Source organism: Devosia sp. 67-54 (assembly GCF_001899075.1).
Lineage (GTDB): Bacteria > Pseudomonadota > Alphaproteobacteria > Rhizobiales > Devosiaceae > Devosia_A.
In genome coordinates this window covers 1,066,631-1,092,183 of sequence record NZ_MKVA01000005.1, presented here as the reverse complement: position 1 = coordinate 1,092,183, position 25,553 = coordinate 1,066,631, and the positions used below count along the sequence as shown (strand labels likewise).

29 protein-coding genes are annotated in these 25,553 nt (G+C 67.3%); 16 read left to right on the top strand and 13 right to left on the bottom strand.

Translation table 11 applies throughout. The features are described 5' to 3' along the window. Nucleotides 1–2: 2 nt before the first annotated feature. The 3 genes from BGO82_RS10695 to BGO82_RS10685 all read right to left on the bottom strand — a co-directional run bounded on the left by BGO82_RS10695 (nucleotide 3) and on the right by BGO82_RS10685 (nucleotide 3,329). Nucleotides 3–1,520 carry an undecaprenyl-phosphate glucose phosphotransferase gene (locus tag BGO82_RS10695; protein ID WP_291305539.1) on the bottom strand — a complete coding sequence of 506 codons (1,518 nt, stop codon included), beginning with the start codon at nucleotides 1,518–1,520 and terminating at the stop codon, nucleotides 3–5. Nucleotides 1,521–1,636: 116 nt separating this feature from the next. Then, nucleotides 1,637–2,749: a glycosyltransferase gene (locus BGO82_RS10690; RefSeq protein WP_291305538.1), complete on the bottom strand. Its 1,113-nt coding sequence runs from the start codon at nucleotides 2,747–2,749 to the stop codon at nucleotides 1,637–1,639. Between the two features lie 28 nt (nucleotides 2,750–2,777). Continuing rightward, a complete protein-coding gene (locus BGO82_RS10685) occupies nucleotides 2,778–3,329 on the bottom strand; it encodes a polysaccharide biosynthesis/export family protein (protein ID WP_291305537.1) in 552 nt (183 codons plus the stop codon). Between the two features lie 155 nt (nucleotides 3,330–3,484). Here BGO82_RS10685 and BGO82_RS10680 point away from each other — a divergent pair, with 155 nt between their 5' ends. The 3 genes from BGO82_RS10680 (at nucleotide 3,485) to BGO82_RS10670 (ending at nucleotide 6,984) form a co-directional block, all read left to right on the top strand. After that, on the top strand, nucleotides 3,485–5,743 hold the full coding sequence (locus BGO82_RS10680; RefSeq protein WP_291305536.1) for a GumC family protein: 2,259 nt from the start codon (nucleotides 3,485–3,487) through the stop codon (nucleotides 5,741–5,743). Continuing rightward, the gene (locus tag BGO82_RS10675) at nucleotides 5,743–6,780 is read left to right on the top strand and encodes a polysaccharide deacetylase family protein (RefSeq protein ID WP_291305535.1); all 1,038 of its coding nucleotides are present in this window, start codon (nucleotides 5,743–5,745) and stop codon (nucleotides 6,778–6,780) included. Before BGO82_RS10680 ends, BGO82_RS10675 begins: the two co-directional genes overlap by 1 nt. Before the next feature lie 72 nt (nucleotides 6,781–6,852). Continuing rightward, nucleotides 6,853–6,984, top strand: coding sequence for a hypothetical protein (locus BGO82_RS10670; RefSeq protein ID WP_291305534.1), 132 nt, complete (start codon nucleotides 6,853–6,855; stop codon nucleotides 6,982–6,984). 351 nt (nucleotides 6,985–7,335) lie between these two features. On the opposite strand, the gene BGO82_RS10665 is transcribed toward BGO82_RS10670, so the two are convergent. Then, nucleotides 7,336–7,593 carry a DUF2842 domain-containing protein gene (locus BGO82_RS10665; protein ID WP_291305533.1) on the bottom strand — a complete coding sequence of 86 codons (258 nt, stop codon included), beginning with the start codon at nucleotides 7,591–7,593 and terminating at the stop codon, nucleotides 7,336–7,338. Between the two features lie 72 nt (nucleotides 7,594–7,665). Here BGO82_RS10665 and BGO82_RS10660 point away from each other — a divergent pair, with 72 nt between their 5' ends. The 9 genes from BGO82_RS10660 (at nucleotide 7,666) to BGO82_RS10620 (ending at nucleotide 13,791) form a co-directional block, all read left to right on the top strand. Beyond that, nucleotides 7,666–8,736, top strand: coding sequence for a COX15/CtaA family protein (locus BGO82_RS10660; protein WP_291305532.1), 1,071 nt, complete (start codon nucleotides 7,666–7,668; stop codon nucleotides 8,734–8,736). Between the two features lie 55 nt (nucleotides 8,737–8,791). Then, a complete protein-coding gene (locus tag BGO82_RS10655) occupies nucleotides 8,792–9,121 on the top strand; it encodes a hypothetical protein (protein WP_291305531.1) in 330 nt (109 codons plus the stop codon). Continuing rightward, nucleotides 9,118–9,696 (top strand): hypothetical protein, encoded by a 579-nt coding sequence (locus BGO82_RS10650; RefSeq protein WP_291305530.1) that lies wholly within the window; start codon nucleotides 9,118–9,120, stop codon nucleotides 9,694–9,696. The genes BGO82_RS10655 and BGO82_RS10650 overlap by 4 nt, the downstream gene beginning before the upstream one ends. Nucleotides 9,697–9,848: 152 nt before the next feature. Continuing rightward, the gene (gene rplM / locus BGO82_RS10645; protein ID WP_291305529.1) at nucleotides 9,849–10,313 is read left to right on the top strand and encodes a 50S ribosomal protein L13; all 465 of its coding nucleotides are present in this window, start codon (nucleotides 9,849–9,851) and stop codon (nucleotides 10,311–10,313) included. Further along, nucleotides 10,313–10,795 carry a 30S ribosomal protein S9 gene (gene rpsI, locus BGO82_RS10640; protein ID WP_291305528.1) on the top strand — a complete coding sequence of 161 codons (483 nt, stop codon included), beginning with the start codon at nucleotides 10,313–10,315 and terminating at the stop codon, nucleotides 10,793–10,795. Before rplM ends, rpsI begins: the two co-directional genes overlap by 1 nt. Before the next feature lie 180 nt (nucleotides 10,796–10,975). Then, nucleotides 10,976–11,329 (top strand): hypothetical protein, encoded by a 354-nt coding sequence (locus BGO82_RS10635; protein ID WP_291305527.1) that lies wholly within the window; start codon nucleotides 10,976–10,978, stop codon nucleotides 11,327–11,329. Nucleotides 11,330–11,389: 60 nt separating this feature from the next. Further along, nucleotides 11,390–11,659 (top strand): metalloregulator ArsR/SmtB family transcription factor, encoded by a 270-nt coding sequence (locus tag BGO82_RS10630; protein WP_291305526.1) that lies wholly within the window; start codon nucleotides 11,390–11,392, stop codon nucleotides 11,657–11,659. After that, on the top strand, nucleotides 11,656–12,294 hold the full coding sequence (locus tag BGO82_RS10625) for an SdpI family protein (RefSeq protein WP_291305525.1): 639 nt from the start codon (nucleotides 11,656–11,658) through the stop codon (nucleotides 12,292–12,294). Before BGO82_RS10630 ends, BGO82_RS10625 begins: the two co-directional genes overlap by 4 nt. 276 nt (nucleotides 12,295–12,570) lie before the next feature. Next, the gene (locus BGO82_RS10620; protein ID WP_291305524.1) at nucleotides 12,571–13,791 is read left to right on the top strand and encodes an LL-diaminopimelate aminotransferase; all 1,221 of its coding nucleotides are present in this window, start codon (nucleotides 12,571–12,573) and stop codon (nucleotides 13,789–13,791) included. Here BGO82_RS10620 and BGO82_RS10615 read toward each other — a convergent pair whose 3' ends face one another. Together BGO82_RS10615 and BGO82_RS10610 are read right to left on the bottom strand one after the other, a co-directional pair. Next, entirely contained in the window at nucleotides 13,792–14,205 is a 414-nt protein-coding gene (locus tag BGO82_RS10615; RefSeq protein WP_291305523.1) for a type II toxin-antitoxin system VapC family toxin, read from the bottom strand. Further along, a complete protein-coding gene (locus BGO82_RS10610; RefSeq protein ID WP_291305522.1) occupies nucleotides 14,202–14,456 on the bottom strand; it encodes a plasmid stabilization protein in 255 nt (84 codons plus the stop codon). Before BGO82_RS10610 ends, BGO82_RS10615 begins: the two co-directional genes overlap by 4 nt. Before the next feature lie 290 nt (nucleotides 14,457–14,746). Between BGO82_RS10610 and BGO82_RS10605 the strand changes: the two genes are divergently transcribed. Next, nucleotides 14,747–16,087, top strand: coding sequence for a homoserine dehydrogenase (locus BGO82_RS10605; protein WP_291305710.1), 1,341 nt, complete (start codon nucleotides 14,747–14,749; stop codon nucleotides 16,085–16,087). Between the two features lie 86 nt (nucleotides 16,088–16,173). Continuing rightward, nucleotides 16,174–17,151, top strand: coding sequence for a class II fructose-bisphosphatase (glpX, locus tag BGO82_RS10600; protein WP_291305709.1), 978 nt, complete (start codon nucleotides 16,174–16,176; stop codon nucleotides 17,149–17,151). Nucleotides 17,152–17,250: 99 nt separating this feature from the next. Here the strand turns inward: glpX and BGO82_RS10595 are convergent, their stop codons facing one another. The 3 genes from BGO82_RS10595 to BGO82_RS10585 form a co-directional block, all read right to left on the bottom strand. Next, nucleotides 17,251–17,646, bottom strand: coding sequence for a PIN domain-containing protein (locus tag BGO82_RS10595; RefSeq protein ID WP_291305521.1), 396 nt, complete (start codon nucleotides 17,644–17,646; stop codon nucleotides 17,251–17,253). After that, nucleotides 17,636–17,866 (bottom strand): AbrB/MazE/SpoVT family DNA-binding domain-containing protein, encoded by a 231-nt coding sequence (locus tag BGO82_RS10590; protein WP_291305520.1) that lies wholly within the window; start codon nucleotides 17,864–17,866, stop codon nucleotides 17,636–17,638. The genes BGO82_RS10595 and BGO82_RS10590 overlap by 11 nt, the downstream gene beginning before the upstream one ends. Nucleotides 17,867–17,973: 107 nt before the next feature. Then, entirely contained in the window at nucleotides 17,974–18,936 is a 963-nt protein-coding gene (locus BGO82_RS10585) for a TIM44-like domain-containing protein (RefSeq protein WP_291305519.1), read from the bottom strand. A 127-nt stretch (nucleotides 18,937–19,063) separates the two neighbouring features. Here BGO82_RS10585 and recJ point away from each other — a divergent pair, with 127 nt between their 5' ends. After that, nucleotides 19,064–20,851: a single-stranded-DNA-specific exonuclease RecJ gene (recJ, locus tag BGO82_RS10580; protein ID WP_291305518.1), complete on the top strand. Its 1,788-nt coding sequence runs from the start codon at nucleotides 19,064–19,066 to the stop codon at nucleotides 20,849–20,851. A 459-nt stretch (nucleotides 20,852–21,310) separates the two neighbouring features. After that, a complete protein-coding gene (locus BGO82_RS10575) occupies nucleotides 21,311–22,546 on the top strand; it encodes a cyclopropane-fatty-acyl-phospholipid synthase family protein (RefSeq protein ID WP_291305517.1) in 1,236 nt (411 codons plus the stop codon). Nucleotides 22,547–22,706: 160 nt separating this feature from the next. Here the strand turns inward: BGO82_RS10575 and BGO82_RS10570 are convergent, their stop codons facing one another. From BGO82_RS10570 to araD1, 4 genes are read right to left on the bottom strand one after another with little or no spacing between them, the layout of a single operon-like run. Continuing rightward, nucleotides 22,707–23,141: an EamA family transporter gene (locus BGO82_RS10570; protein ID WP_291305516.1), complete on the bottom strand. Its 435-nt coding sequence runs from the start codon at nucleotides 23,139–23,141 to the stop codon at nucleotides 22,707–22,709. Between the two features lie 4 nt (nucleotides 23,142–23,145). After that, nucleotides 23,146–23,439 (bottom strand): putative quinol monooxygenase, encoded by a 294-nt coding sequence (locus BGO82_RS10565; RefSeq protein WP_291305515.1) that lies wholly within the window; start codon nucleotides 23,437–23,439, stop codon nucleotides 23,146–23,148. Continuing rightward, nucleotides 23,439–24,407, bottom strand: coding sequence for a nucleoside hydrolase (locus BGO82_RS10560; RefSeq protein WP_291305514.1), 969 nt, complete (start codon nucleotides 24,405–24,407; stop codon nucleotides 23,439–23,441). Before BGO82_RS10560 ends, BGO82_RS10565 begins: the two co-directional genes overlap by 1 nt. Beyond that, a complete protein-coding gene (gene araD1 / locus BGO82_RS10555; protein ID WP_291305513.1) occupies nucleotides 24,407–25,399 on the bottom strand; it encodes an AraD1 family protein in 993 nt (330 codons plus the stop codon). The genes BGO82_RS10560 and araD1 overlap by 1 nt, the downstream gene beginning before the upstream one ends. Nucleotides 25,400–25,553: the final 154 nt, after the last annotated feature.

Here is a 25,553-nt window from a genome sequence, read left to right as displayed (position 1 = left end):
TCTTAGTAAGCGTTCTCGGATTTCGAGAACAGCGACACCGGGGTCATCAGCACGATGTAGAGGTCGAGCAGGATCGACCATTTCTCGATGTAATAGAGGTCGTGCTGCACCCGCTGCATGATCTTGTCGACCGTGTCGGTCTCGCCGCGCCAGCCGTGGATCTGCGCCCAGCCGGTGATCCCCGGCTTCACCTTGTGGCGGGCGAAATACCCCTCCACCGCCTCGTAGTAGAGCAGGTTGTCGGCCTTGGCCTGCGTCGCATGCGGGCGCGGGCCCACCACCGAGAGCTGCCCGGTCAGCACGTTGAAGAACTGCGGCAGCTCATCGATCGACGTCTTGCGGATGAAGCGGCCGACGCGGGTGACGCGCGGATCGCCCTTGGTCACCAGCTTGCTGGCCGTGGCGTCGGCCATGTCGGTGCGCATCGAGCGGAACTTGTAGACCTCGATCAGCTCGTTGTTGAAGCCGTGCCGCTTCTGCTTGAAGAACACCGGCCCCTTGCTGTCGAGCTTGATGGCGATGGCGGTGACCAGCATCACCGGCGACAGCAGGATCAGCGCCACCACCGCCACGATCTTGTCGAACAGCCATTTGAAAACGAGGTTCCAGTCCGAGATCGGCCGGTCGACCATGTCGAACACAGGCACGTCGCCGACATAGGAATACGCCTTGGAGGTGAAGCGCAGCTTGCTCATATGCGCGCTGAGCCGGATGTCGACCGGCAGCACCCAGAGCTGCGTCAGCATTTCCAGCACCCGCGTTTCCGCGCTCAGCGGCATCGACACGATCACCAGGTCGACGCGCGTCTGGCGCGCGAATTCGAGCAGGTCGGCGACGCGCCCGAGCTTGGGCACCTGCGCCACCGATTCCGGCGAGCGTTCGTCGTTGCGGTCGTCGAACAGTCCGAGCAGGCGCACATCGGCGCCGTCCGAGCGCTTGATCTGCTCGACCAGCACTTCGGCATCGTGACCGCCGCCGACGATCACCGTGCGGCGCTTGAGCCGGCCTTCGCGCGTCCACTGCAGCACCAGCGCCCGCAGCGACAGCCGGAACGCCACCAGCACCACGGCGCCGCTCAGATACCAGCCGACCAGCCAGACGCGCGACACGAGATCCGCGCCCTTGAGCAGGAAGATCAGGCTCATCAGCGTGATGAACATCACCGACCACGCCGCCAGCACCCGGCCGGTTTGCTGCACCAGCGTGCGATAGGCGGCGATGCGGTGCGTCCGCGCCGCATTGAACAGGATATTGGCGAACAGCGTGCCGAGCGCGATCGCCGGCAGGTAGATGAAGCCCTGGCTGCTGTCGATGTAGCTGGCGAACACCGCAAAGCCGAGCGTGGCCAGCAGCAACGCCTCGACGCCCTGGGCGAGGCCGACGATCACCGTCGACGAAAAGCTGGGCTCGATCGGGGTGGCGATGATCTGCCGCGCTTCGGCGCTGAGCTCCGCCGGGCCCGCGGCGCCCTTGCGTGCGACGTGGCTGAGAACGGCTTGGGTCGGATCGAGGCGGAACATCGGACGGCAGAACTCGGGCGAACTCTAACTGCTTTCAAAGATAGGAAGAAATGCATGAAGACCGAGTGAAAACCTGCGGTCATGATTAACCATGACAGCTTTATTCAACCGTGCGGTCAGCCGCGGCGTTTCGCCAGCGTTTCGTAGTAGAGCGCCTCGATCTGGTCGACCATGTGCGCGATCGAAAAGCGCGGACGGATGTAGTCGAGCCGTACCTTGGCCTCCGCCATCGCCGCCGCCGGATCGTTGATGAATTTCTGCATCGCGCCGCGCAGCGCCGCGGTGTCGGCGGCGGGAAACAGGCTGCCCGACGTCGGCCCGAAAATCTCGGAGATGCCGCCGACATTGGTCGAGATCACCGGCCGCCCGGCGGCGCTGCCCTCGAGGATCACATAGGGCAGCGATTCCGCCAGCGACGCCACCACGAGGCAATGGCCGCGGTTGAGCGCCTGCCGCACCGGCCGCACCCCGAGCAGCTCGATCCGGTCGGTGAGGCCGAGTTCCGCGATGCGCGCCTTTGTCTGCTCGAATTCGGGGCCGCCGCCGGCCATCGCCATCGTCGCCGGCCGCCCGTCCGCCGCCTTCACCTCGACCAGCGCCTCGATCAGATAGCCGATGCCCTTGGCGCCGCGGAACTCGCCGACATAGACGAAATCGTGCGCGTCCGGATCGCAGGGCAGGGGGTCGAATTCCTCCGGCGCGAGGCCGTTGTGGATCACCTCTTCGGCGCAGGGCGGCCGGCCGATCATCTCGTGGAAGCGCCGCTGCGCGAAGGCGCTTTCGAAGATGTAGGCGTCGGTGATGGCGCCGATGGCGTGCTCGATCGAGCGGAAGAAGCCGCCGACCAGCGTGCCCGGCTTGTAGTTGAGCACGCCGCCATGCGGGGTGTTGAGCGCCACCCGGTCGCCGCGTCCGAGGCGCGACAGCCGGGCATGTACGCCGCCCTTGGCGCCGTGCCCGTGCAGCACGTCGATCTTGAGCGTGTTGGCCAGCCGCCGCACCCGGAGCGGCGTGGTGACGTCGCCCACCCCCACGGTGCGCGGCATCGGGAAATAATAGGTGCCGAGCGCGATCGACGGGGCGAGCTCACGCAGCCGCTGCCCGGTCAATGCGTCCGAGGTCAGGCTGTCGGCGACCACGCCCACCTGGTGGCCGCGCCGCGCCAGCTCCTGGGTGAGGTCGTAGACGTGCCGGAACAGCCCGCCCACCGGCGCGCGCAGGACCTGCATGATACGGAGCGGCGGCGCGGGCAATTCGTCAGAGCCAGCGTTCGGCGATGACGATGGTGTCGCCCGGATAGATCGGGAAATCGAGGTCGACCGTGGCCTTCTGCATCTGGTCGCCGTCCTTGCGGTAGATCGTCGCCCGGCTGCGGTTGGCAGTGTCGGTGTAGCCGCCGGCGGTCGAGATCGCCGCCCGCACCGTCATCTGCGGCACATAAGCGAACTGGCCGGCGCTCTTGACCGCACCCTGGATGAAGAACGGCCGGTAGGTGTCGATCTGCACCGAGACATTGGGGTTGCGCATGAAGCCGCGGGCGAGGGCGGCGGCGATCTCGGCGGCCGCAGCATTGGTGGTCAGCCCGCGCACCGGCAGCGGCCCGACCAGCGGCATCGACACCATGCCGGCCTCGTCGATCTTGTAGGATTTGCTGATGGTGTCGTCGCCATACACCGAGACCGCGATCACGTCGCCGGCGTCGAGCGTGTACGGACCCCGCGTTTCCGCCTGATAGGTGCTGACGCGATTGATCGAGCACGCCGCCAGCGGCAGGAGAAGCAACAACAGACCGAGCTGCAGCCAGCGCATTCGAACGTACCATCTCGCGAGTCACCGCGGAGTGTCGGCCGGCTATGGTTAACAATGTGCTTATGCGCCCGGCCCGCCGATGCGTTTTGCAACCGCCTTAACCGATTGTTGACCACGTCCGCCCGATAACTCGTCCGACGATTGCGAGGCATAAGATGACGGTCGAGTCGGCATCTGCCGAAGATTTGCGGATGGACGTGGTGGCGCTCGTCGGCGCGCTGTGGGCGAGGGCGCTGCGCATCATCGTCGTCACGGCGCTGCTGCTGGTGGCGACCTTCCTCATCCTGATGTTCGTGCCCAAGCAGTATGAATCGGTCGCTGGCCTCCTCGTCGAGGATCGCTCCAACACCTACACCCAGGCCGCGACGCAGACCTCGAGCAGCAGCAATTCCGGCATCTCCATCGACGCGCTGCTGTCCAGCCAGATCGAGCTGATCAAGTCGCGCGATACGCTGCAGGCGGTCGCCGACCAGCTCAACCTGCGGTCGCTGCCCGAGTTCAACGGCGCCGGCAGCAGCAGTCCGCTGACCATGGTGCTCGGCCTCATCGGCAAGAAGCCCGAGCCCAAGAGCGTCGACGACACCGTGCTCAACACCCTCGCCGACCGGCTGACGGTGGTGCGCGAGCTCGACAGCGCCGTGATCTCCATCCACGTCCGCTCCTACGATCCCGATCTCGCCGCGAGGATCGCCAACGCCATCGCCGCCGAGCACGTCAAACGCCGCGCCGAGCAGTCGCTGGCCGACACCAAGGACGCCACCCTCTGGCTGCAGCAGCAGATCGACCAGCTGCGCGTCAAGGTACAGGCCGCCGATACCAAGGTCGCCGACTTCAAGTCGCAGAACGCCATCTTTGCCGGCTCCAACGGCACGACGCTGCCCGACCAGCAGATCTCCGACATCGGCAAGCAGATCACCGACGCGCAGTCCGCCAAGAACTCGGCGCAGCAGCGCGGCGACCTGATCCGCTCGCTGCTCAAATCCGGCGCCTCGGTCGAAAGCGCCGACGACGTGCGCAACAGCGCCGTGGTGCAGAGCCTGATGCAGCAGCGCGCCACGCTGCAATCGACGCTGGCCGAAAAATCGGCGCTGCTGCTGCCGGCGCATCCGACCATCAAGGCGCTGAACGCCCAGATCACCCAGACCAATGCGCAGATCCGGGCCGAGGCCAAGCGCATCGCCGATGGCCTTGCCGCCCAGGTCGACGTGCAGAACGGCATCATCGCCTCGCTCAACGACGACCTGAAGCGGGCCCAGTCCGCCGCCTCGACCCAGACCAGGGACGGCGTCACGCTCGACAGCCTGACCCGCGAGGCCAAGGCGCAGCGCGATCTGCTCGACTCCTACCTGCTCAAATACCGCGACGCCTCGGGCCGCACCGACACCGGCTCCGTGCTGCCCGACGTCCGCATCGTCACCCAGGCCGCGCCGTCGGTGTCGCCGGTGTCACCTAAAACCTCGCTCATCCTCGGCGCCGTGGGATTCGTCTCGCTGGCGCTGCAGATTGGAACGGTGCTCTTCGGCGAGCTGATGTCCGGCCGCGCCGTTTACGATCGCAACGCGCGGCCGCACGAACCGTCGTTCGGCCATGACGCCGGGCCCGCGGACGACGCCCCGCCCGATCACGACGCCGAGGACGGCCAGCCGGATCACGCCTTCGCCGACGAGCCGGCCGAGATCGAGCCGGAGGTCGCAGCGCCCGAGCTCGATCTCGGCGACATGCCCGAGCCCGATGTCGTCACCGCCTTCGACGCACCGGGGGTCGACGCGCCGGATGCTGACGCAGATGCTTTCGAGGCGGCCCCCACGGCGCCGGCCTGGGCCGTCGAGCCCGTTCCGGCGCCGCGCCATCGCGCCGCCGCCGCCAACGCCCTCGAGCTCTCCAACCTCAGCGCCGACCTCGCGCTCGGCCGCGTGCGCATCGTGCTGCTCGCCGGCGTCAGCGAGGCGCGCGACGCCGCGATCGTTGCCGACATTCTCGCCGGCGACGCCCTGCAGGCCGGCCTCAGCGTCTGCCGCGTCGATGCCGGCAGCGGCCGGATGTCGGCGGAGCCGGGGATCAGCGACCTCTGCGCCGGGCAGGTGAGTTTCGGCGACGTCGTGCACCGGCTGCGCGACGGCCTCGCCGAAGTGCCATGGGGCCAGCTCGCGACCCTCGACCGCCGCTCGCCGCGCGCCGTCACCCTGGTCGAGGCGCTGGCCGACATCTACGAAGTGGTGATCGTGCTGACCGGCCGCGTCGGCCTCAATTCCAACCTGCCGCTGTTCCAGGGCGCACCCGGCCGGCTGGTGCTGGTGCGCGGCGCCGGTACCCCCGCCTCGCTGGCCGAAGCGGCCGCCGCCGACGCCACCGCGCTCGGCTTCGACACCGCCCGCAGCGTCGCCGTGCCCGAGGCGCAATCCGAAGTCGCGTAATGGCGGGGCTGCGCTACGCCGCCATCCGCGGCATGTTCGAGGCCCTCTCTGCGAGCCGCATCACCGGGCTCGTCCGCGCCCTGTCGAGCGCCCGCGGCATCATCTTCACCCTGCACCGCGTGCTGCCCGACGATCCGGCCGACTTCGCCCCGAACGCGATTCTACAGGTGAAGCCGGACTTCCTTGACTATGCCATCCGCCGGGTGCGGGCGCTCGGCTTCGACATCGTCGATCTCGACGAGGCCATCCGCCGCGTCGAGGCCGATTTCCAGGTCAAGCGCTTCGCCGTCTTCACCTTCGACGACGCCTATCGCGACAACCTCAAATACGCGCTGCCCGTCCTCCGCCGCCAGCAATGCCCGTTCACCCTCTACGTGCCCACGGCGCTGGTCGATGGCGTCGGCGAGGTCTGGTGGCAGGCGCTCGAGGACATCGTCGCCGCCCGCGACGCGCTCGCCGTCGAGATCGCCGGCGAGACCGAGATCGTGCCCACCGCCACGCTGCGCGAAAAGCACGCCGCCTATGACGCGCTCTATCTCAGGATGCGCGCCATGCCCGAGCCCGAGCGCGTCGCGCTGATCCGCGACCTCGCCGCCAAATACGACTACGACCTCGCCGCGCAATGCCGCTCGCTGATCATGGACTGGTCCGAGCTGCGCGGCTTCGCCGCCGACCAGCTCTGCACCATCGGCGCCCACACCGTGCACCATTACGAACTCGCCAAGCTTCCCGCCGAGCAGGCGCAGAGCGAGATCGCCATGTCGCTGAAGGTGCTCGAGGCGCAGTTCGGCAGGCGCCCCATTCATCTGAGCTATCCGATCGGCGGCACCGCCTCGGCCGGTCCGCGCGAATACGCCATGGCCGCCGGCCTCGGCCTCCGCTCCGCCGTCACCACCATTCCCGGCGGCCTCTACCGCCGCCACCGCGACAGCCTCACGGCGCTGCCCCGCGTCTCGCTCAACGGCCTGTTCCAGGCCCGCCGCTACATGGACGTGTTCGCAACGCCCGCCGTGTTCACGATGCTGGGCAAGGGGTAGCTGCTGGCGCGATGCTAAGCTGGCAACATTGTTGTGCGGGAGGTCGGGATGGACGGCGGGTGGTGGCACGGCATGGCGATGAAGCTCGGAGTGAGCGATGGTCAGTTGATCTTGGTCATGTTCGCGGGGCTCGCTGTGCTCGGCATTCTGGGCACGCTAGGCGCTATCCACGGCAGTCTACGCGAAGCGATATTTCAGCTGTGAAACCTTAGGGACGACATTGATGAGATGCGGTCCGCAGAACTGCAGGCAATACAACACGACCTCGATGAATTGAGATCCGCAGCGGATCACATAGGCGGACGGTTTGATACGAATGACGTTTGCAGCCCATCGCACATGAGTGAATCCTCAGCAGTAGTGGCAGAATTGAAGATGATAAACTCTGCGCTCGCGTCCATCGAAGTCTCCTCGACAATCTTGGGTGATGCACTGCAGAGCATCGAGTCAGAGGTGAGTTCTCTCGCGCATACTCTTGCGCCGGAGATTCCCGATTATGATGATTAACTTTAAGCCAAGCGTTGATCCCTGCTCGCACCCACAAGAACAGGCGCCTCAGTCCGGCTTGCTCATCCAGCGCACCACCCAACTCGCCGGGTAGAACCACAACAGCCCCGCGATGCACAGCACCAGGATCGCGCCCCACCAGGGCAAATCCATCATCGTCGTCACGTAGATTTGCATGATCGCCAGCGGATAGACGATCAGCAGCACGATAATGGCCACGGTGCCCCAGAGCTTGCGGGTCTTTTGCTGCATGCGGGCGTCGGCTCCTTCGGGCCGGCGGGCGGCGGCGGCGATGGGCGGCGCCACGCGACAATGCGCCCTTATTGCGCGGGGCGGGGGACGGGGCTATTCCCTCGCCCGAATTTCCTTGTCCGGTCAATGCCCGTGGTTTCGCTCACTGCCGCCGAGTCCATCCCCAACGCCGCCCCGGCCGACCGCCTGAAGCCGGTGCGCATCTGGCTCTACGTCGTGGCGCTGATGGTGCTGGCGATGGTGGTGGTCGGCGGCATCACCCGGCTCACCGAATCCGGCCTGTCGATCACCGAATGGCAGCCGATCTCGGGCATCGTGCCGCCGCTCAGCGCCGCCGACTGGCAGGCCGAGTTCGACAACTACAAGAAGATCCCGCAATACACCGTCCTCAACCAGGGGATGAGCCTCGACGAGTTCAAGTTCATCTTCTGGTGGGAATGGGGCCACCGCTTCCTCGGCCGCGTCATCGGCTTCGTCTTCGCCGTGCCGTTCCTGGTCTTTCTGGTGCAGCGCCGCTTCACCTGGAACCTCGCGGTGCCGCTCGCCGTGCTGTTCCTGCTCGGCGGCCTGCAGGGCGCCATCGGCTGGTGGATGGTGTCGTCCGGCCTGCAGGACCTGACCTCGGTCTCGCAATACCGCCTCGCGACGCATCTGGGCGCGGCGCTGCTGCTGTTCCTCGCCCTGATCTGGGTGGCGCGGCGGCTGGGCCCGGCGCGGCCGATCCCCGCCGATGTGCAGCGCGGCCCGGTGCTGCTGCTGCTCGGCCTCGTCTACCTGCAGATCATCGCCGGCGCCTTCGTTGCCGGCCTCGACGCCGGGCAGGGCTACAACACCTGGCCGCTGATGGACGGCAGCCTCGTGCCCGACGGCCTCAACGTCATGGACCCCTGGTGGAAGAATCTGTTCGAGAACGCCCTCACCGTGCAGTTCATCCACCGCACCATCGCCTATGTCATCGTGCTCTACGCCGCCGCCTTGTTCCTATGGAAGCGCGGGGCAGGGGGTTTCGCCGGCGCCAATGGCTGGCTGCCGCGCATCGCGCTGCTGATCCTGCTGCAGGCCGTGCTCGGCATCTCGACGCTGGTGCTGCGCGTGCCGCTGCCGCTGGCCCTCGGCCACCAGGCCCTCGCCTTCATGCTCGCCGGCGCCACCATGGCCTGGCTCGCCGACATCACCCCGCGCCGCGTCGCAGCCTGATTTTTCGTTGGCGGCGGCGGCGGTCGGGGCCATACTGACCGGCGAAGGAATTCCCATGCCGACCGAAAAAGCCGACCACCGCGCCCTTGCCGCCCGCCTCGAGCAGCGCGTTTTCGCCGAACCCGCCGAGACCCCTCCGCAATTGCGGCAGGACATGGGCCGGCGCGCCGCCGGAGGTCCGCCGATTGCGCCGCCCTACGACGATCTCGCTCGCCAGATCGGCGCGGCCGCCTATCGCGTGACCGATGCGCAGATGGCGGCGGTGCGGCAATTGGCCGGGTCCGACCGGGCGGCGTTCGAGCTGGTCGCCGCCGCGGCCGTCGGCGCTGCGCTCGAGCGCTGGAAGGCGGGGCTCGCCGCCATCGACGAGGCCAGCCTTCCATGAGGCTGGCCGAAATCGACCGCGGCGACAGCCTCGGCAATCGCCTGCTGATCCACTTCATCTCGCTGGTCTCGGGCATGCGTCTCCCCGACGCCGCCCGGGCGGCCTTCTACCATCGGGATTTCCTCGGCATCCTCGGCGAGTGGACGCAGGTGGCGATGCGCGATCCGAGCCAGTGGAGCGTCGGCGAGCGCGAACTGATGGCGGCGTTGGTGGCCAAGTGGAATTCCTGCGCCTTCTGCGTCGGCGCCCACCGGGCGACCTCGGCGCGGGGGCTGACGCGGGCCACGGTCGATGCCGCCCTTGCGGACTACCATACGGCGCCGCTGCCGCTCGGCCTGATCGCCACGCTCGGCTTTCTCGAGAAGCTGACCCGCACGCCGGACGATGTCAGTGCGGCAGACGCCGCCGCCGTGCTGCAGGCCGGCGTCACGCGCGAGGCGCTGACCGACGCCGTGGCCGTGGCGACGGTGTTCGGCGTCATCACCCGCCACGCCGATACCCTCAAATTCGCGCTGCCCACCGAGGCGGAGTTCGACAAGGCGGCCGACATGCTGCTCCGGCGCGGCTATGCTTGAAAACGCAGGCGTCCGCGTCGAGGTATTATTATACCGAAAGCGCAAGTGACTGATTTTTCAGTAGAAATAATCTGCGCTTGACGGTAGCAGAATCCCTGCTACACACGCGCCACCAAAACCGGCGGACCCCGCCAGATTTCAAGGAAATTCCGATGTCGACTTACACGGCCAAGCCGGGTGACATCACGAAGAAATGGGTGTTGATCGACGCGACCGATTTGGTCGTGGGTCGCCTCGCTTCCATCGTGGCGCTGCGCCTGCGCGGCAAGCACCTGCCGACCTTCACGCCCAACATGGACATGGGCGACAACGTCATCGTCATCAACGCCGAGAAGGTGAAGCTGACCGGCAAGAAGCTCGATCAGCGCAAATTCTTCTGGCACACCGGCTACCCCGGCGGCATCAAGGACCGGACCCAGCGCCAGCTCCTCAACGGCCGCTTCCCCGAGCGCGTGCTCGAGAACGCCGTGCGCCGCATGCTCCCCGGCGGTCCGCTCGGCCGCCAGCAGCTGCGCAATCTGCGCGTCTATGCCGGCGACCAGCATCCGCATGAGGCGCAGTCGCCCGAAAAGGTCGACGTCGCCGCGATGAACTCCAAGAACGTGAGGGCCGATTAATGGCCGAGACCATCAATTCGCTCGAAGACCTCGGCACCACCTCGGCCGCCAGCGCCCAGCCGGCCGCCCCCGTGCACGTGCAGAAGCTCGACAAGGAAGGCCGCGCCTACGCCACCGGCAAGCGCAAGAACGCCATCGCCCGCGTGTGGGTGAAGCCCGGCAACGGCAAGATCACCGTCAACGGCAAGGACTTCAACCTGTTCTTCGCCCGCCCGGTGCTGCAGATGATCCTGCAGCAGCCGATCGTCGCCGCGGCCCGCAAGGACCAGTACGACGTGGTCGCGACCGTCTCCGGTGGCGGCCTCTCCGGCCAGGCCGGCGCCGTGCGCCACGGCATCAGCCAGGCGCTCACCCACTACGAGCCCGAGCTGCGCGCCGTGCTCAAGAAGGGCGGTTTCCTCACTCGCGACAGCCGCGTCGTCGAGCGCAAGAAGTACGGCAAGGCCAAGGCCCGCCGCTCCTTCCAGTTCTCCAAGCGCTGAGCTTCGGATCGATGCTACAAGGCCGGGAGCACTCCCGGCCTTTTTGTTTGCGCCGGCGAGACCAGCATCGGAGCCTGCCATGCCCTTCGATCGTGCCGTCGTCTCCACGCCCGGGTCCGAGCGGATCTTCAGCCTGTTCGGCGTTTCCGACAGCGCCTTCCTGCCGCCCGTGACCGCCTGATGCTGCGCAACCCCGTCAATCTCGTCCTGCTCGCGGTGCTGGTCGTCGCCACCATCGCCGGTGTCCTGCTGATCCCCGACGGCAAGCCGCTGCCGGTGCATTGGGGGCTCGACGGCCATGTCGACGCCACCCTGCCGCGCAATCTCGCCCTCCTCCAGATGCCGATCGCTACCGCCGCCGTCTGGCTGGTCGTCGCGGTCATCAGCCGTTTCGGCAATGCCGGGCGCGGGGCCGGCGCCGCGGCCGCCCTGCGGCTGATCCTGCCCGGCCTCACCACCCTGTTCCTGCTGCTGCAATTGGTGATCGTGCTGCTCGGCGCCGGCGTGGCGCTGCCGTTCTTCCAGGCCCATTAGGCAGCTTGACGATATTTAGTAGATTGACTAATTAGCAGAGCGACGAAAGAAGCTCTGCCCATGCCGATCAACGCCGTCTTCGAAGCCCTTGCCCATCCGGTGCGGCGGCAGGTCCTGGCGCTGCTGCGGCAGCGGCCGATGAGCGCCGGCGAATTGGCCGGCCATTTTCCGCTCAGCAAGCCGACGCTCTCGGCCCACTTCGCCAAGCTCCGCGACGCCGGGCTGGTGGTGGTGGAACGGCAGGGCACCACCCTCGTCTATCACCTCAACATGTCCATCCTCGAGGAAGCGCTGTCGGGCCTCCTCGCCTTCAGGGAGCGTGACCAATGACCCATCCCGTCGCAACGCCGTTCAACCTCGTCCTTGCCGTGGCGCTGGCCGTCGCCAGCATCGCCGGCTTCGTGTTGGTGCCGGCCGGCGTCGACCTGCCGGTGCATTGGGGCGTGACCGGCGCGGCCGACGGCTTCCTGCCGCGTGATCTCGCCCTGCTGCTGTTGCCGGCCATCGCCGTGCTGGTGCTGGGGCTGCTGGTCTGGGTCCGCCGCAGCGCCGCGGCGGCAGGCGGGCGTCAGGCGCTGACGACCGCCATGTCGGTGCTGCTCGGCCTGTTTGTCGTGGTGCAGACGGCCATCGTGATGATCGGCGTCGGCATCGCCGTCGACATGGTCCGCATCGTCGTCTTGGCGCTCGGGGTCGTGTTCGTCGTCCTTGGCAACATCATGCCCAAGACCCAGCCCAACGGCGTGGTCGGCATTCGCCTGCCCTGGACCCTCGCCGACGCCGCCAACTGGCAGGCCACCAACCGCCTCGGCGGCTGGCTGATGCTGCTCGGCGGCCTGCTGATGGCCTGCACCGCGCTGCTCTCCGGCCAGCCCGCGATCCTGCTGACCGCCACCGCCATCGGCGTGATCGTCCCCATCCTCGTCGCCACCCTCTTTAGCTACCGCCTCGCCCATCGCAAATGAGGGCAGGGCGCCAGCCACCCCGGCTGGACAATCGCATCATGCCTCCGTATGAGCGAAGCATGGTCCTTCGGAAGTACATCCGGCTGATTTGGGTGACGACTGCCGCGCCGGCAGCGGCCGCCCCCGCTCGCTAGCTCTCTCCACGGGTCGCCGGGCGACTGGAGAGAGCGGAACCGACCGAGCCGGGCTTAACCGGGCCCAAACCATAATTCCGCGATAATGCCTGCCGACAGTGCGCCGACGCGCCGCAGCCATCGCACCTCCCGCGAGGATCCCATGAACGACGATTTCCACCGCATCCGCCGCCTGCCGCCTTACGTCTTTGCGCACATCGATCCGATCAAGGCCAAGGCCCGCGCCAACGGCGTCGACGTCATCGACCTCGGCATGGGCAATCCCGACATGCCGACGCCGGCACACATCGTCGAAAAGCTGCAGGAGACGGTGAAGGACCCGCGCACCCACCGCTATTCGACCTCGCGCGGTATTCCCGGGCTGCGCAAGGCGCAGGCGAGCTATTACGGCCGCCGCTTCGGCGTGAAGCTCAACCCCGACACCCAGGTCGTCGCCACCCTCGGCTCCAAGGAAGGCTTCGCCAACATGGCGTCGGCCATCACCGCGCCGGGCGACGTGGTGCTGGTGCCCAACCCGACCTACCCGATCCATTCCTTCGGCTTCATCATGTCGGGCGGCGTGGTGCGCTCGATGCCGGCCGAGCCGGGCGAGGATTTCATGCGCGCGCTGGATCGCGGCGTCCGCCACTCCATCCCCAAGCCGATCGCGCTGGTGCTGAACTATCCCAGCAATCCGACGGCCTATACGGCGACGCTCGATTTCTACAAGGAGGTCGTGGCCTATTGTAAGGCGCACAGCATCTTCATCCTCAGCGACCTCGCTTATTCCGAGATCTATTTTGACGGCGAGGTGCCGCCCTCGGTGCTCGAAGTGCCGGGCGCCATGGACATTTCCGTCGAGTTCACCTCGATGTCCAAGACCTATTCGATGCCCGGCTGGCGCGTCGGCTTCGCCGTCGGCAACGAGCGGCTGATCGCGGCGCTGGCCCGGGTGAAGTCGTATCTCGACTATGGCGCCTTCACCCCCATCCAGGTGGCTGCCGCGGCGGCGCTCAACGGCGACGATTCAGTCATCGCCGAAGTCCGCGACATCTACCAGGCGCGCCGCGACGTCATGGTCGAGAGCTTCGCCCGCGCCGGCTGGCGCCTGCCGTCGCCCAAGGCGACCATGTTCATCTGGTCGCCCATTCCGGACCAGTATGCGCATCTGGGCTCGCTGGAATTCGCCAAGTTGCTGATCCAGGAGACCGGCGTTGCCGTCGCCCCCGGTGTCGGCTTCGGCGAATATGGCGACCAGTATGTCCGCCTCGCCCTCGTCGAAAACGAGCAGCGCATCCGCCAGGCCGCCCGCACCATCAAGAAGTTCCTGAGCGGCCACCAGGCCGGGCAGGGCAACGTGGTGCAACTCGCCAGCGCGAAGTAGTCAGGCTTCCCAGGGGTTGATGAGGTCGAGGCCGGTGTCGTCGAAGTCCTTGGTGTTTCTCGTGGCGACGACCGCCTTATGCGACAGGGCGATCGCCGCGATTTGGGCATCGAGTGGTTCGATCCGGCGCCCGAGCCGCTGGCGCTTGTTCACGACATAAGCGTAGCTCACTGCCTCGTCCGCGGAAAACGGCAGGACAGCTGCCAGCCGCCCGAGGATGGCGGCATTGAGCGCGACAAGTTGGGTTCTGCGCTTGCCTTCGGCCATTTTTGCGATGCCCAATTCCATCTCGGCAACGGTGATCGCCGTCGTCACCAGTTCGCTCGCCGCCTGCCGGTCCATCCAGGCAATGACATCTGCATTCGGGTGTGGCCGCACGAGCTCGCCGAGCACGTTGGTATCGACGATGATCATTCGTCGAAGACATCAGGCAGAGGCCTCGCCGGTCCGCGCGGGGGCAGATCGAGTTCGAAGCCGCCGCCATGCTCCTCCACCAGCTTGCGTATCGCGGTCCCTAGGCCTTTATCGGCGGCGGTTGGTCTCGAGAGCGCCTTTCGGAGGATCGTTCGCGCTTCTTCCTCCATAGACCGATCATTGGCAGCGGCCCGCTTGCGCAGCTCTCTCTTGAGCGTCTCGTCGATGTTTCGGATCGTCAAAGCAGCCATTTGAGCCTCCTGTCTGCATTGATATCGATGCAATCAAAGATAGCAATGCTATCACATCGCTTCAATCCTATTGACGAATAGGCAAATGCCTAGCATGACGCTCGCGCATTCCGGAGCGCGTCATGTCCGATATCCAGTCCTTCCGCGACACCATCGAATCCTTCATCGCCGCGCGCGGCTGGACCCCGACGCGCTTCGGCCGGCAGATCGCCGGCGACCCGCTGTTCGTCTTCGATTTGCGCGAGGGCCGGGAGCCGCGCTCGGAAACCCGCCAGCGCATCCTCAAGGCCATGCAGGACGCCGCCGAGGCCCCGCCCGCCCCGCCGCTGCGCATCGGCGTCGCCGGCCTCGGCAATGTCGGCGCCACCCTGGTGCGCATCCTGCAGCGGGACGGCGAGGAGCTGACCCGCAAGCTCGGCCGCTCGGTGGTCGTCACCGCCGTCGCCGCGCGGTCCCGCAGCAAGGACCGCGGCATCGACATTTCCGGCCTCGCCTGGTTCGACGATCCGGTGGCGCTCGCCAAATCCGACGGCATCGACCTGTTCGTCGAGCTGATCGGCGGCGAGGACGGCCCGGCGCTCGCCGCCGTGCGCGCGGCGCTCGAGATTGGCCGCCCAGTGGTCACCGCCAACAAGGCGCTCCTCGCCCGCCACGGCGTGGCGCTGGCGCGGCTGGCCGAGGAGAACGCGGCCCAGCTTGGCTTCGAGGCGGCCGTCGCCGGCGGCATTCCCGTCATCAAGACGCTGCGCGAGGGCCTCGGCTCGGCCCGTGTCGCCCGCGTCTACGGGATTATGAACGGCACCTGCAACTACATCCTCACCCGCATGGGCAACGAGGTCATCTCGTTCGACGATTGCCTCAAGGACGCGCAGCGCCTGGGTTACGCCGAGGCCGACCCGACCTTCGACGTCGGCGGCTTCGACACCGCCCACAAGCTCGCCATCCTGAGCTCGCTCTGCTTCGGCTGCGAGATCGCCCCCGACGAGATCTTCGTCGAAGGCATCACCTCGATCACCCAGGCCGACATCAAGGTCGCCGGCGACCTCGGCTACAAGATCAAGCTGCTCGGCATCGCCCAGCGCTCGCCCGAAGGCATCGAGCAGCGCGTCCATCCGACGCTGGTGTCCAAATCCTCGGCCATCGCCGGCGTCGACGGCGTGCTCAACGCCGTGGCGCTCGAGACCGACCACGTGCACGAGCTGCTGCTCGCCGGCCCCGGCGCCGGCGGTCCGCCCACCGCCTCGTCGGTGCTTTCGGACATCCTAGATATCGCCCGCGGCAACCGCGTGCCGCCGCTGGGCGTGCCGAGCCAGGAGCTGGTACCGTATCGGCAGGCGCCGATGAAGGCGCATGAGGGCGGCTACTATATCCGCCTCAACGCCCGCGACGTGCCCGGCGCCTTCGCCGCCATCGCCTCGCGCATGGGTGCCGCCGGCATTTCGCTCGAAAGCGTCATCCAGCGGCCGGATCTGCGGGTCACCGACGCCGGGCCCGCCGACGCCAGCATCCGGACCATCGTGCTGCTGACCCATTCGACTTTGGAACAGTCCGTGCGGGAAGCGCTTGCGCTGATCGCCGCCGACGGCTTCATAGTCGGCCAGCCGCAGCTCATCCGGATCGAGAGTCTCTAGCGCCTGTCGAGGACAGTCGGCGACGGCTCGCCGGCGCGGAATGGCGGCACATCGACAGCACTGAACCGAGGACGCCCGACGTGAAGCTGACCCAGACCGAGACCGGCGCCGCCACGGCCATCATCGACCGCTCGTTGACCCTCGAGCTGGTCCGCGTCACCGAGCGGGCCGCCATCGCGGCCGCCGGCTGGCGCGGCAAGGGCGACGAGAAGGCGGCCGACCACGCCGCGGTCGAAGCCATGCGCAACGAGCTCGGCAACGTCCGCATCGATGGCCGCATCGTCATCGGCGAGGGCGAGCGCGACGAGGCACCGATGCTGTTCATCGGCGAGGAGGTCGGCGGCAGGAACGGCCCTCAGGTCGACATCGCCGTCGATCCGCTCGAGGGCACCACGCTCTGCGCCAAGAACCAGCCCGACTCGATCTGCGTGCTGGCCATGGCCGAGCGCGGCGGGCTGCTCAACGCGCCGGACGTCTACATGCAGAAGATCGCCATCGGCTCCGGCTACGCCGCCGGCACCGTAGACCTCGACATGAGCCCGCGCGAAAATATCGAATCTTTGGCCCGCGCCAAGGGCGTGCCGGTCAGCGAGATCACCGCCTGCATGCTCGACCGCCCGCGCCACGGCGCGCTGCTCGAGGAACTGCGCTCGACCGGCTGCGCCATCAAGCTGATCAGCGACGGCGACATCGCCGGCATCATCCATGCCGTGAACACCGAGGACACCGGCATCGACATCTATATCGGCTCCGGCGGCGCGCCCGAGGGGGTACTGGCGGCGGCGGCGCTGCGCTGCATCGGTGGCCAGATGCAGGGCCGGCTGATGCTCGACAGCGAGGAAAAGCGCGAGCGCGCCCGCCGCATGGGCATCACCGATCCCAACCGCAAATATGCCACCAACGAGCTCGCCTCGGGCGACGTGCTGTTCGCCGCCACCGGCGTCACCGACGGCAGCCTGCTGAGCGGTGTCCGCTACAAGAAAAACGCCGTCCGCACCGCCACCGTCGTCATGCGCTCCTGGAGCCAGACCGTCCGCTGGATCACGGCGGAACATCACCGGTAAAGGATGGAGGGTGGCGCACCCGGCCACGATCCGCTGTTCCTGCTTCCGCAGCATCGTTGCAGACCGCTTGCCGTCACTTCGGCCTCGATGCCACCAGGGTTAGTGGAAGGGGTTGACGATCGTCAGCTCACCGACCTGCTGGCCATGCTGCATATCTTCGCTGAACAGGCGTGTGCAGTTTCCTTCGAGGGCGGACGCGATGATAACCGCATCATACCACGCGAAGCCGTAGCGCGCCGCCAGAGTCCTGGCGTTCCGATTGGTGGGCTCGCCGATCGGCAGCACCGTTGTTACGGACAGCAGCCCGTCGACAAAGCCGTTGATGACCGCCCAGTCCAGCCGCCGTTTCCTCAGCAGCACGTTGGTGACCTCGTTGAGAACCTGCGCGCTGATCAGCGGCTTACCTCGCAGCAGATCCTCGACGGTGAGCGCCTTCTGTTCATCTGTCCAGGCGAGGTAAAGAACGACGTTGCTGTCGAGGAAGTCAGCGCTCATTGGCCTCGCCGCGGTCGAATTTGAAGTCCGCAGGCAACAGGCCGCGATATTTGCGCAGGCGAGCGATCAGCTCGTTCCGGGTCGGCTTTTTGGCGACGTCGAACTCCCGGCTGTCAATAGCGTGAAGCTCGATCTCGTCGCCCTCCTTGATCTCCAGCGCGTCGACCACACCCGAGGGAAGTCGGATTGCCAGGCTGTTGCCCCACTTTGCGACACGCATGTCATCGCTCCGGATATACATTGTCTGAATGTATATCTGGGCGCAGTTGCGCCAAAATGCAAACGGGCGGCCCCTCGGTCGCCCGCGCCAATCCCCGGTCCCAGGGCTTACGCCCCCTGGATCGCGCTCAGCAGCCACTCGCCGCGGTTGTGGCGGACGAAGGTCCATACCTCCGAGTGCTGGTCGAGGCCGTCGATGCCCGAGACCAGCTCGCCCGTGGCGCGGTTGCGCATCACGTCGCGGCTCTCGTAGCGCAGGGCCACCGTTACATACTCGTCCGTTCCCTCGCGCCAGGCCTCGGCGATGTCGCCGCTCAGCAGCTTGACGTCGAACACCTCGTTGCGCAGGCCCTTGGCGGCGTTCTGCGCCAGCTCCTCGCTGAGGTAGCTCATCACCTCCGGCGTCGTGATCCGGCGCAGCGCGTCATGGTCCTCGCGGGAAAAGGCATCCTGCATCTGGCTCAGCCGCTGCTCGAACACGTTGAGGTCGGCATTGGTGACCCCGATCTCGTCCTTGCCGCCGCGGCTGCCACCGGCACCCGAGCCATAGCCGCCGCCGGACGGCTGCCAGTCCTGGCGCGGCGCGGAATAATTGTAGCCATTGCCGCCATAGCCCGGGCCACTCGCCGCCGGCTGCTGGCCCCAGCCGAAGCGGCGGAACACCCAGCGCAGCACGAAGTACAGGATCGCCACCTGGATGATCAGGCTGAAGATGCCGCCGAAGCCGCCGAATCCCATCAGCCCGCCATGGAACAGCATGCCGAACAGGCCCGAGAACAGCAGGCCGCCGAGCAGCCAGCCGCCCATGCCACTGAACAGTCCGCCGGTTCGCGCGTAAGGCGCGCCGAGGCCGCCGGCGTTGTTGTAGCCAGGCGTCGTCATCGAGCGCTGCACCGGCCCGGTGACGCCCGGCACTGTCGGCGTCGCCGGCACCGTCTGGTAGGTGCGCATGCCGCGGCTGCCGAAGCTGCCGCCGAACCGCGCCTCGGCCGTACTCACCGCCGACAGCGAAAACACCGTCAGCAGCACGGCGAACAGCGCCGAAAGTCGAAACCAGCGAGAACGGAGCATCTTGGTCCCCATCGTGAAAGATGGCGAAGATATGGGGGCCAAAAATCTGCGTGTTAGACCTTGAAATCGCGACGATGTCGCTTTTGCCCGCCTCGACGGCGCGCGCAATTGCGCTTACCTCCGGGCCATGGCCGAGCCCTTCCTCAACGTCATGAAATCGATCACCGGCCGCGCCTGGGTGGACCGGCTCGGGGACGCCGAGACGCGTATCGCGCAGGCGATCGCGCAGCGTCTGGGCGTCAGTGAAATCCTGGCGCGGATCATTGCCGGTCGTGGCGTCACCATCGAGGGCGCCGAGGAGTACCTGAACCCCACGATCCGCAACCTGATGCCGGACCCGTCCACCATGGCCGACATGGACCGGCTGGCCGCCCGTCTGGTGACGGCCATCACCAACAACGAGAAGGTTGCGCTGTTCGGCGACTACGACGTCGACGGCGCCAGCGCCTGCGCGCTGATGAGCCGGTATCTCAGGCATTTCGGCCTCGATCCCGAGGTCTACATCCCCGACCGCATCTTCGAGGGCTACGGCCCGAACGTCGCCGCCATCGACAAGCTGATCGACGCCGGCGCCACGCTCATCGTCACCCTCGATTGCGGCACCGTCAGCGCCGGGCCGATCGCCCACGCCAGAGGCCGCGGCACCGATGTGCTGGTGATCGACCACCATCTCAGCGACCACGGCCTGCCGGATGCCGCGCTCGCCATCGTCAACCCCAACCGGCCCGACGATATCTCCGGCCTCGGCTACCTCTGCGCCGCCGGCGTCACCTTCATGGTGCTGGTCGCGGCCAACCGGCTGCTGCGCCAGCGCGGCGACACCGGCCAGCCCGATCTGATGCAACTGCTCGACCTGGTGGCGCTGGCGACCGTCTGCGACGTCGTTCCACTCACCGGCCTCAACCGCGCCTTCGTCGTGCGCGGCCTCGACGTGGCGCGCCACGCGGCCAACCGGGGCATCGGCGCGCTGGCGCTCGCCGCCCGCGTCACCGGCCCGCTCAATCCCTACCATCTGGGCTATCTGGTCGGCCCGCGCATCAACGCCGGCGGCCGCATCGGCGATGCGGCGCTCGGCACCCGGCTGCTCACCCTCGACGACGAGCACGAGGCGCTGGTGATCGCCGCCCGCCTCAACGAGCTCAACGCCGAACGCCAGAAGATCGAGCTCGACGCGGTCGCCGAGGCCACCCGCGTCGCCGAGGAGGAGATCGGCGACGGCGAGGGGCCGCCGGTGCTGGTGCTCGCCTCCGCCAACTGGCATGCCGGGGTGGTCGGCCTCGTCGCCGCCCGCCTGCGCGAGCGCTTCGAGCGCCCGGCCTTCGCCATCGCGCTCTATCCCGACGGCACCGGCACGGGCTCGGGGCGCTCCATGCCCGGCGTCGACCTCGGCCGCGCCGTGATCGCCGCCGTCGAGGCCGACATCATCGAAAAGGGTGGCGGCCACGCCATGGCGGCCGGCGTCACCCTGAAGCCGGGCCAGCTCGGCCCGTTCCGCGCCCACATGAGCGACGCGCTGCGCGGCGCTGTCGGCACCGCCCGGGCGCTCACCGATCTCAGGATCGATGCCGCGCTCAGCGCCCGCGGCGCCACCGTCGATTTCGTCGAGGACATCGAGCGGGCCGGACCGTTCGGCGCCGGCAACCCGCAGCCGGTCTTCGCCTTTCCCGCCCATCGCGTGAAGTTCCCGCAGGTGGTGGGGGCAGGGGGCCATGTGAGCTTCCAGCTCAATTCCGGCGACGGCGCGCGGCTCAAGGCCATCGCCTTCCGCGCCGCCACCACGCCGCTCGGCCAGGCGCTGCTCGCCGCGGGCGACGACCGGCCACTCCACGTCGCCGGCACGCTGAGCCTCGACCACTACCAGGGCCAGACCAGCGTGCAATTGCGCGTCACCGACGCCGCGGAAAGTCCCGCTTAACGCTGATCGCCGCTATTTCCGGCGCGTGAACGCCGGATGAACTCCCGCTCCAGCATCTGTTCAATGGAGGCGGCCGAAAGAGCTGCCCAATGAGGGAGTTAACAAATGCTCAACCTTCTCGACTACATCGACGCCGCGATCTTCTTGCTGCCGATGCTGCTGGCTGCTTCGACGCTGACGCTCATCACCTGCAAGTTCATGCGCTGACCGGCGCGAGGACTGACGACATCTTTCCAGGCGCGCCGTCCGCCGTGGCCTCAGTCAGGGCTGGCGCGCGCCGATCGTGGCAAACCACCCACACTGCGCACTTGCAGCCGCGCTCCGGCTTGCATATCGCATTGTGGCCGCTAAATTATCGGCGACAGCCGATGGACGGCGGATCGACCGCCCAACCAGCGGCTGAAGGCGTGAGCGGCCGGCGCGGGGGGCGCTGGCGGCAGATTTCTGGATCGATGAACTATGGATAAGCTTGCCGACGAGCGCAGCCTGCGTGGTCCGACGCTTTGGAACCATCTGACCTCGGGCGTCGCCGCCTGGTTCGGGGAACGGCTGATCGGCCGCCCGAAGCGCGGCGCCGTGACCATCACCTTTCCCAACGGCCGGTCGAAGACCTTCGGGCGGCCCGGCACCGGCGAGCACCCCAAGCTCGTCGTCCACAATTTCTCGATGATTCCGGAAACGCTGCGCCGCGGCACCGTGGGCTTTGCCAACGCCTATATGCGCGGCGACGTCGAGGTCGAGGATCTGACGGCGCTGTTCCGCTATTTCCTGCAGAACCGCAACGAGTTCCAGCCCAAGGGCGCCGGCTGGTTCGGCCGCGCCACCCAGGACATCGCCTACCATCTGAGCCGCGCCAACACGGTCGACGGATCCAAGGAGAACATCTCCGAGCATTACGACCTCGGCAACGAGTTTTACGCCCAGTGGCTCGACCCTTCGATGACCTATTCCTCCGCGCTGTTTTCGTCCGACGACCAGGCGCTGGAGGCGGCCCAGCACGCCAAATACCGTGCCGTCGCCGACGCCGCCGGCGTCAAGGCCGGCGACAGCGTGCTCGAGATCGGCTGCGGCTGGGGCGGGTTCGCCGAAACGGTGGCCAAGGATTATGGCGCCTCGGTTTACGGCATCACGCTGAGCCGCGAGCAGCTCGCCTACGCCCAGCAGCGCATCGCCCGGCAGGGGCTTGACAACCTCGCCACCTTCCATTTCGAGGATTATCGCCACACCGAGGGCCAGTACGACCACATCGGCTCCATCGAGATGATCGAGGCGGTGGGCGAGGAGCACTGGCCGAGCTATTTCCAGACCGTGTTCGACCGGCTGAAGCCCGGCGGCACCGCCGCCATCCAGGCCATCACCATCAACGAGGCCGATTTCGAGGGCTACCGCTCCACCCCCGATTTCATCCAGCGCTACATCTTCCCCGGCGGCATGCTGCTGACCAAGACGGCCATGCGCGAGCAGGGCAGGCGCGTCGGCCTGATGCTCGAAAACGTCGAGAATTTCCGCCTGAGCTACGCCCGCACCCTGGCGCTCTGGCGCGAACGCTTCCTCGAGCGCTGGCACGAAATCCAGAAGCTCGGCTTCGACGAGACCTTCAAGCGCAAATGGGTCTACTATTTGAGCTACTGCGAAGCCGGCTTCGCCGAAGGCTCCATCGACGTCGGCATCTACCAGTACAAGAAGCCGGTCTGAGCCTGCAGTCAGCGCTCCTCTCCCGTTTACGGGGGAGGGGGACCAGCGAAGCTGGTGGAGGGGGCGGCCCCAAGCATCGGCGCAAGCGGCTCCCCCCTTCCGTCGCCTTCGGCGCCACCTTCCCCCGCAAGCGGGAGAAGGGTCCGACTGCACCATCGTCTTACACCCGCAGCGCCACCAGCACCGCGCCGACCCCGATCAGCGCCACGCCGGCCCAGTTGATCGGCGACAGCTTCTCGCCCAGCAACAGCGCCGCGATGATCGCCACCAGCACCACGCTCAGCTTGTCGATCGGCGCCACCTGCGCCGCGTTGCCGAGCTTCAGCGCGCGGAAATAGCAGATCCAGCTCAGCCCCGTGGCGATGCTCGACAGGATCAGGAAGGTCCAGGTCTTGGGCGTCACCGTCGCTGGCGCCTGCCAGTGCTTGGTGACCAGCACCATGGCGCCCGCCGCCGCCAGGATCACGATGGTGCGGATGAAGGTGGCGAAGTCGGAATTGACGTTCTCGACGCCCACCTTGGCGAGGATCGCCGTCAGCGCCGCGAACACCGCCGAGCCGAGCGCCCAGAACTGCCAGCTCGCCAACGGGTTCACCGCGCTATCCCTTGAGCCCGATGCCGCCGAGCACCCGCGTCGCGACGTGGCTGTCGACCCCGGCGACCAGCGGCCGCCCCTTGGCGATGGCCGCCTGCACCTGCGGCAGCGCCAGCGACGCCTTGTGCGCCGCCTCGTCCACCCACACTTCGGTGACCCACAGCACGTCGGCATCGGCCGGGTCCTCGGCCACGACGTAGCTCAGGCAGCCGGGCATCGCGCCGTCCTCTACCATTACCGCCGCCAGCGCGGCGCGCTGGCCCGGCACCGCCCGGATACGGCCGATCAGCCCGTACATCAGCGCGCGCCGTCGATGATGGTATCGCGGTAGAATCTGAGGAACGCCGCGGCATCCACCGTCACCGCCACGTTGCACGACGGCCTGCCGTCCCAGTCCCTGGCGCGGTCGTAATAGCCCTCGGGCCTGAGGATGGTCTGCCCGCTGGCGATGCCGTCGGCGATCACCCGCACCGGCCCGCGCGCATAGGTGAAGAATTCCGGGTGCAGCACCGCCGCCACGGCGCTCGAATCGTGCACGGCGAAGCCGTCGAGGTATTGCTGGCTCTTCGTGTAGAACCCCGCATAGAAGCGCGACACCTCCCACAGGAAGGCGCCGTCCGTGCCCGCCTCGGCGGCCAGCGCCCGCATATAGGCGTCGGTCATCACCGATTCATGCGTCACGTCGAGCCCGACGATGGTCATCGGCCAGCGGGCGCCGAACACGATGTCGGCCGCCACCGGATCGCCGATGATGTTGGCTTCGGCCACCGGCGTGACGTTGCCGAAATGCCCGTTGCGCCCGAACGCCCCGCCCATCACCGACACCGCCTTGACCAGCGGCGCGATGCCGGGGTCGAGCGCCAGCGCTTCGGCGAGGTTGGTCATCCGCCCCACCGCGACGATCGTCACCTCGCCCGGATGCGCCCGCACGATGTCGACGATGAACTGCGCCGCCGGCCGCGGATCGGCCTTGGCCGTCACCTCGGGGATCGGGATGTTGCCGAGCCCGTTGTCGCCGTGGACGAACGCCGCCCCCGCCGGCATCTCCGCCGACCCCAGCGCCTTGGCGGCGCCGCGCGCCACCGGCGCCGCGATGCCGAACAGCTGCTTGAGGTAGAGCGCGTTGCGCGTCGTGGTCTCGATCGGGGCATTGCCGAACACCGACGTGATGCCGACCAGTTCGACCTCGGGGTGCCGCGCCAGCAGCAGCAGCGCCATCGCGTCGTCGACGCCCGGATCGGTATCGTAGAGAATCTTCTGTGCCATCACAGCGAGTGTATCTTCACCGCCTCGGCTTTGTCCCATGCCACGGAGTTGCGGAGCGGCAAGCCGAACTGCGGCTCCGAAATCTCGAACACGTCGCCGGCTTGGGTTGTGATGCCGTCGGCAAAGCTCAGCGTCGCGGTGCCGAACATATGCACGTGCACGTCGCCCGGCTGCCGGAACAGCCGGTACTTGAAGTGGTGGTGCTCGAGATTGGCGATGCTGTGGGACATGTTGTCCTCGCCGCTGAGGAACGGCTTTTCCCACACCACCTTGCCCTTGCGCAGGATGCGCGAGGTGCCGCTGACATTGCCGGGCAGGGCGCCGAGCCTCAGCTCCGGCCCGAACGAGCACCAGCGCAGCTTGGAGTGGGCGAGCCACAGATAGTTCACCCGCTCGGTCACGTGGTCGGAAAACTCGTTGCCGAGCGCAAAGCCCACCCGGAACGGCCGGCCCTTCCTGTCGATCACATAGATGCCGGCCATCTCGGGCTCCTCGCCTGCATCTTTGGCGAAGGCGGGGGAGGGGATCGGCGCGCCCGGCGCCGCCACGATCGTGCCGTTGCCCTTGTAGAACCATTCGGGCTGCACGCCCTCCTGTCCCCTGGCCGGCTTGCCGCCCTCGAGCCCCATGCGGAACATCTTCATCGAATCGGTGAGCGGCGCTTCGGCCGCCTGCTGGTTCGCCTTGTGCATGGCGTCGCGCGTCGAGGCCGAGCCCAGATGCGTGAGCCCGGTGCCGGTCACGTAAAGATGCGCCGGATCGGGATGGTCGATCGGCGGCAGCATGCGGCCTTCCTTGAGGATCGCCGCCGCATCGATGGCCTTGCCCAGCCCCTTGTCGCCGACCAGCGCCTTGAGCTTCACCCCATCCGCCGCCGCCTTGAGCGCCAGCCGGTAGACGCTGTCGGCGCCCTTCACGACATGCGCCTTGCCCTTGTCGATCGCGCCGACCGCCCGGCCGCCATTGTCCTTGGTGAACTGGATCAAATTCATCGTCCGCTCCTCCGCGCTGGCGCGCACTAGTGCCAGACCACACCCAAAACGCAAGCGTCATAAGTATGATTTTACGGCGCACAGCCCCGCAATCCGGCCTATCGGACGTGACTTCCTGGCGTCATGACGCGGCTGGCGCAGGTGACAAAAGACG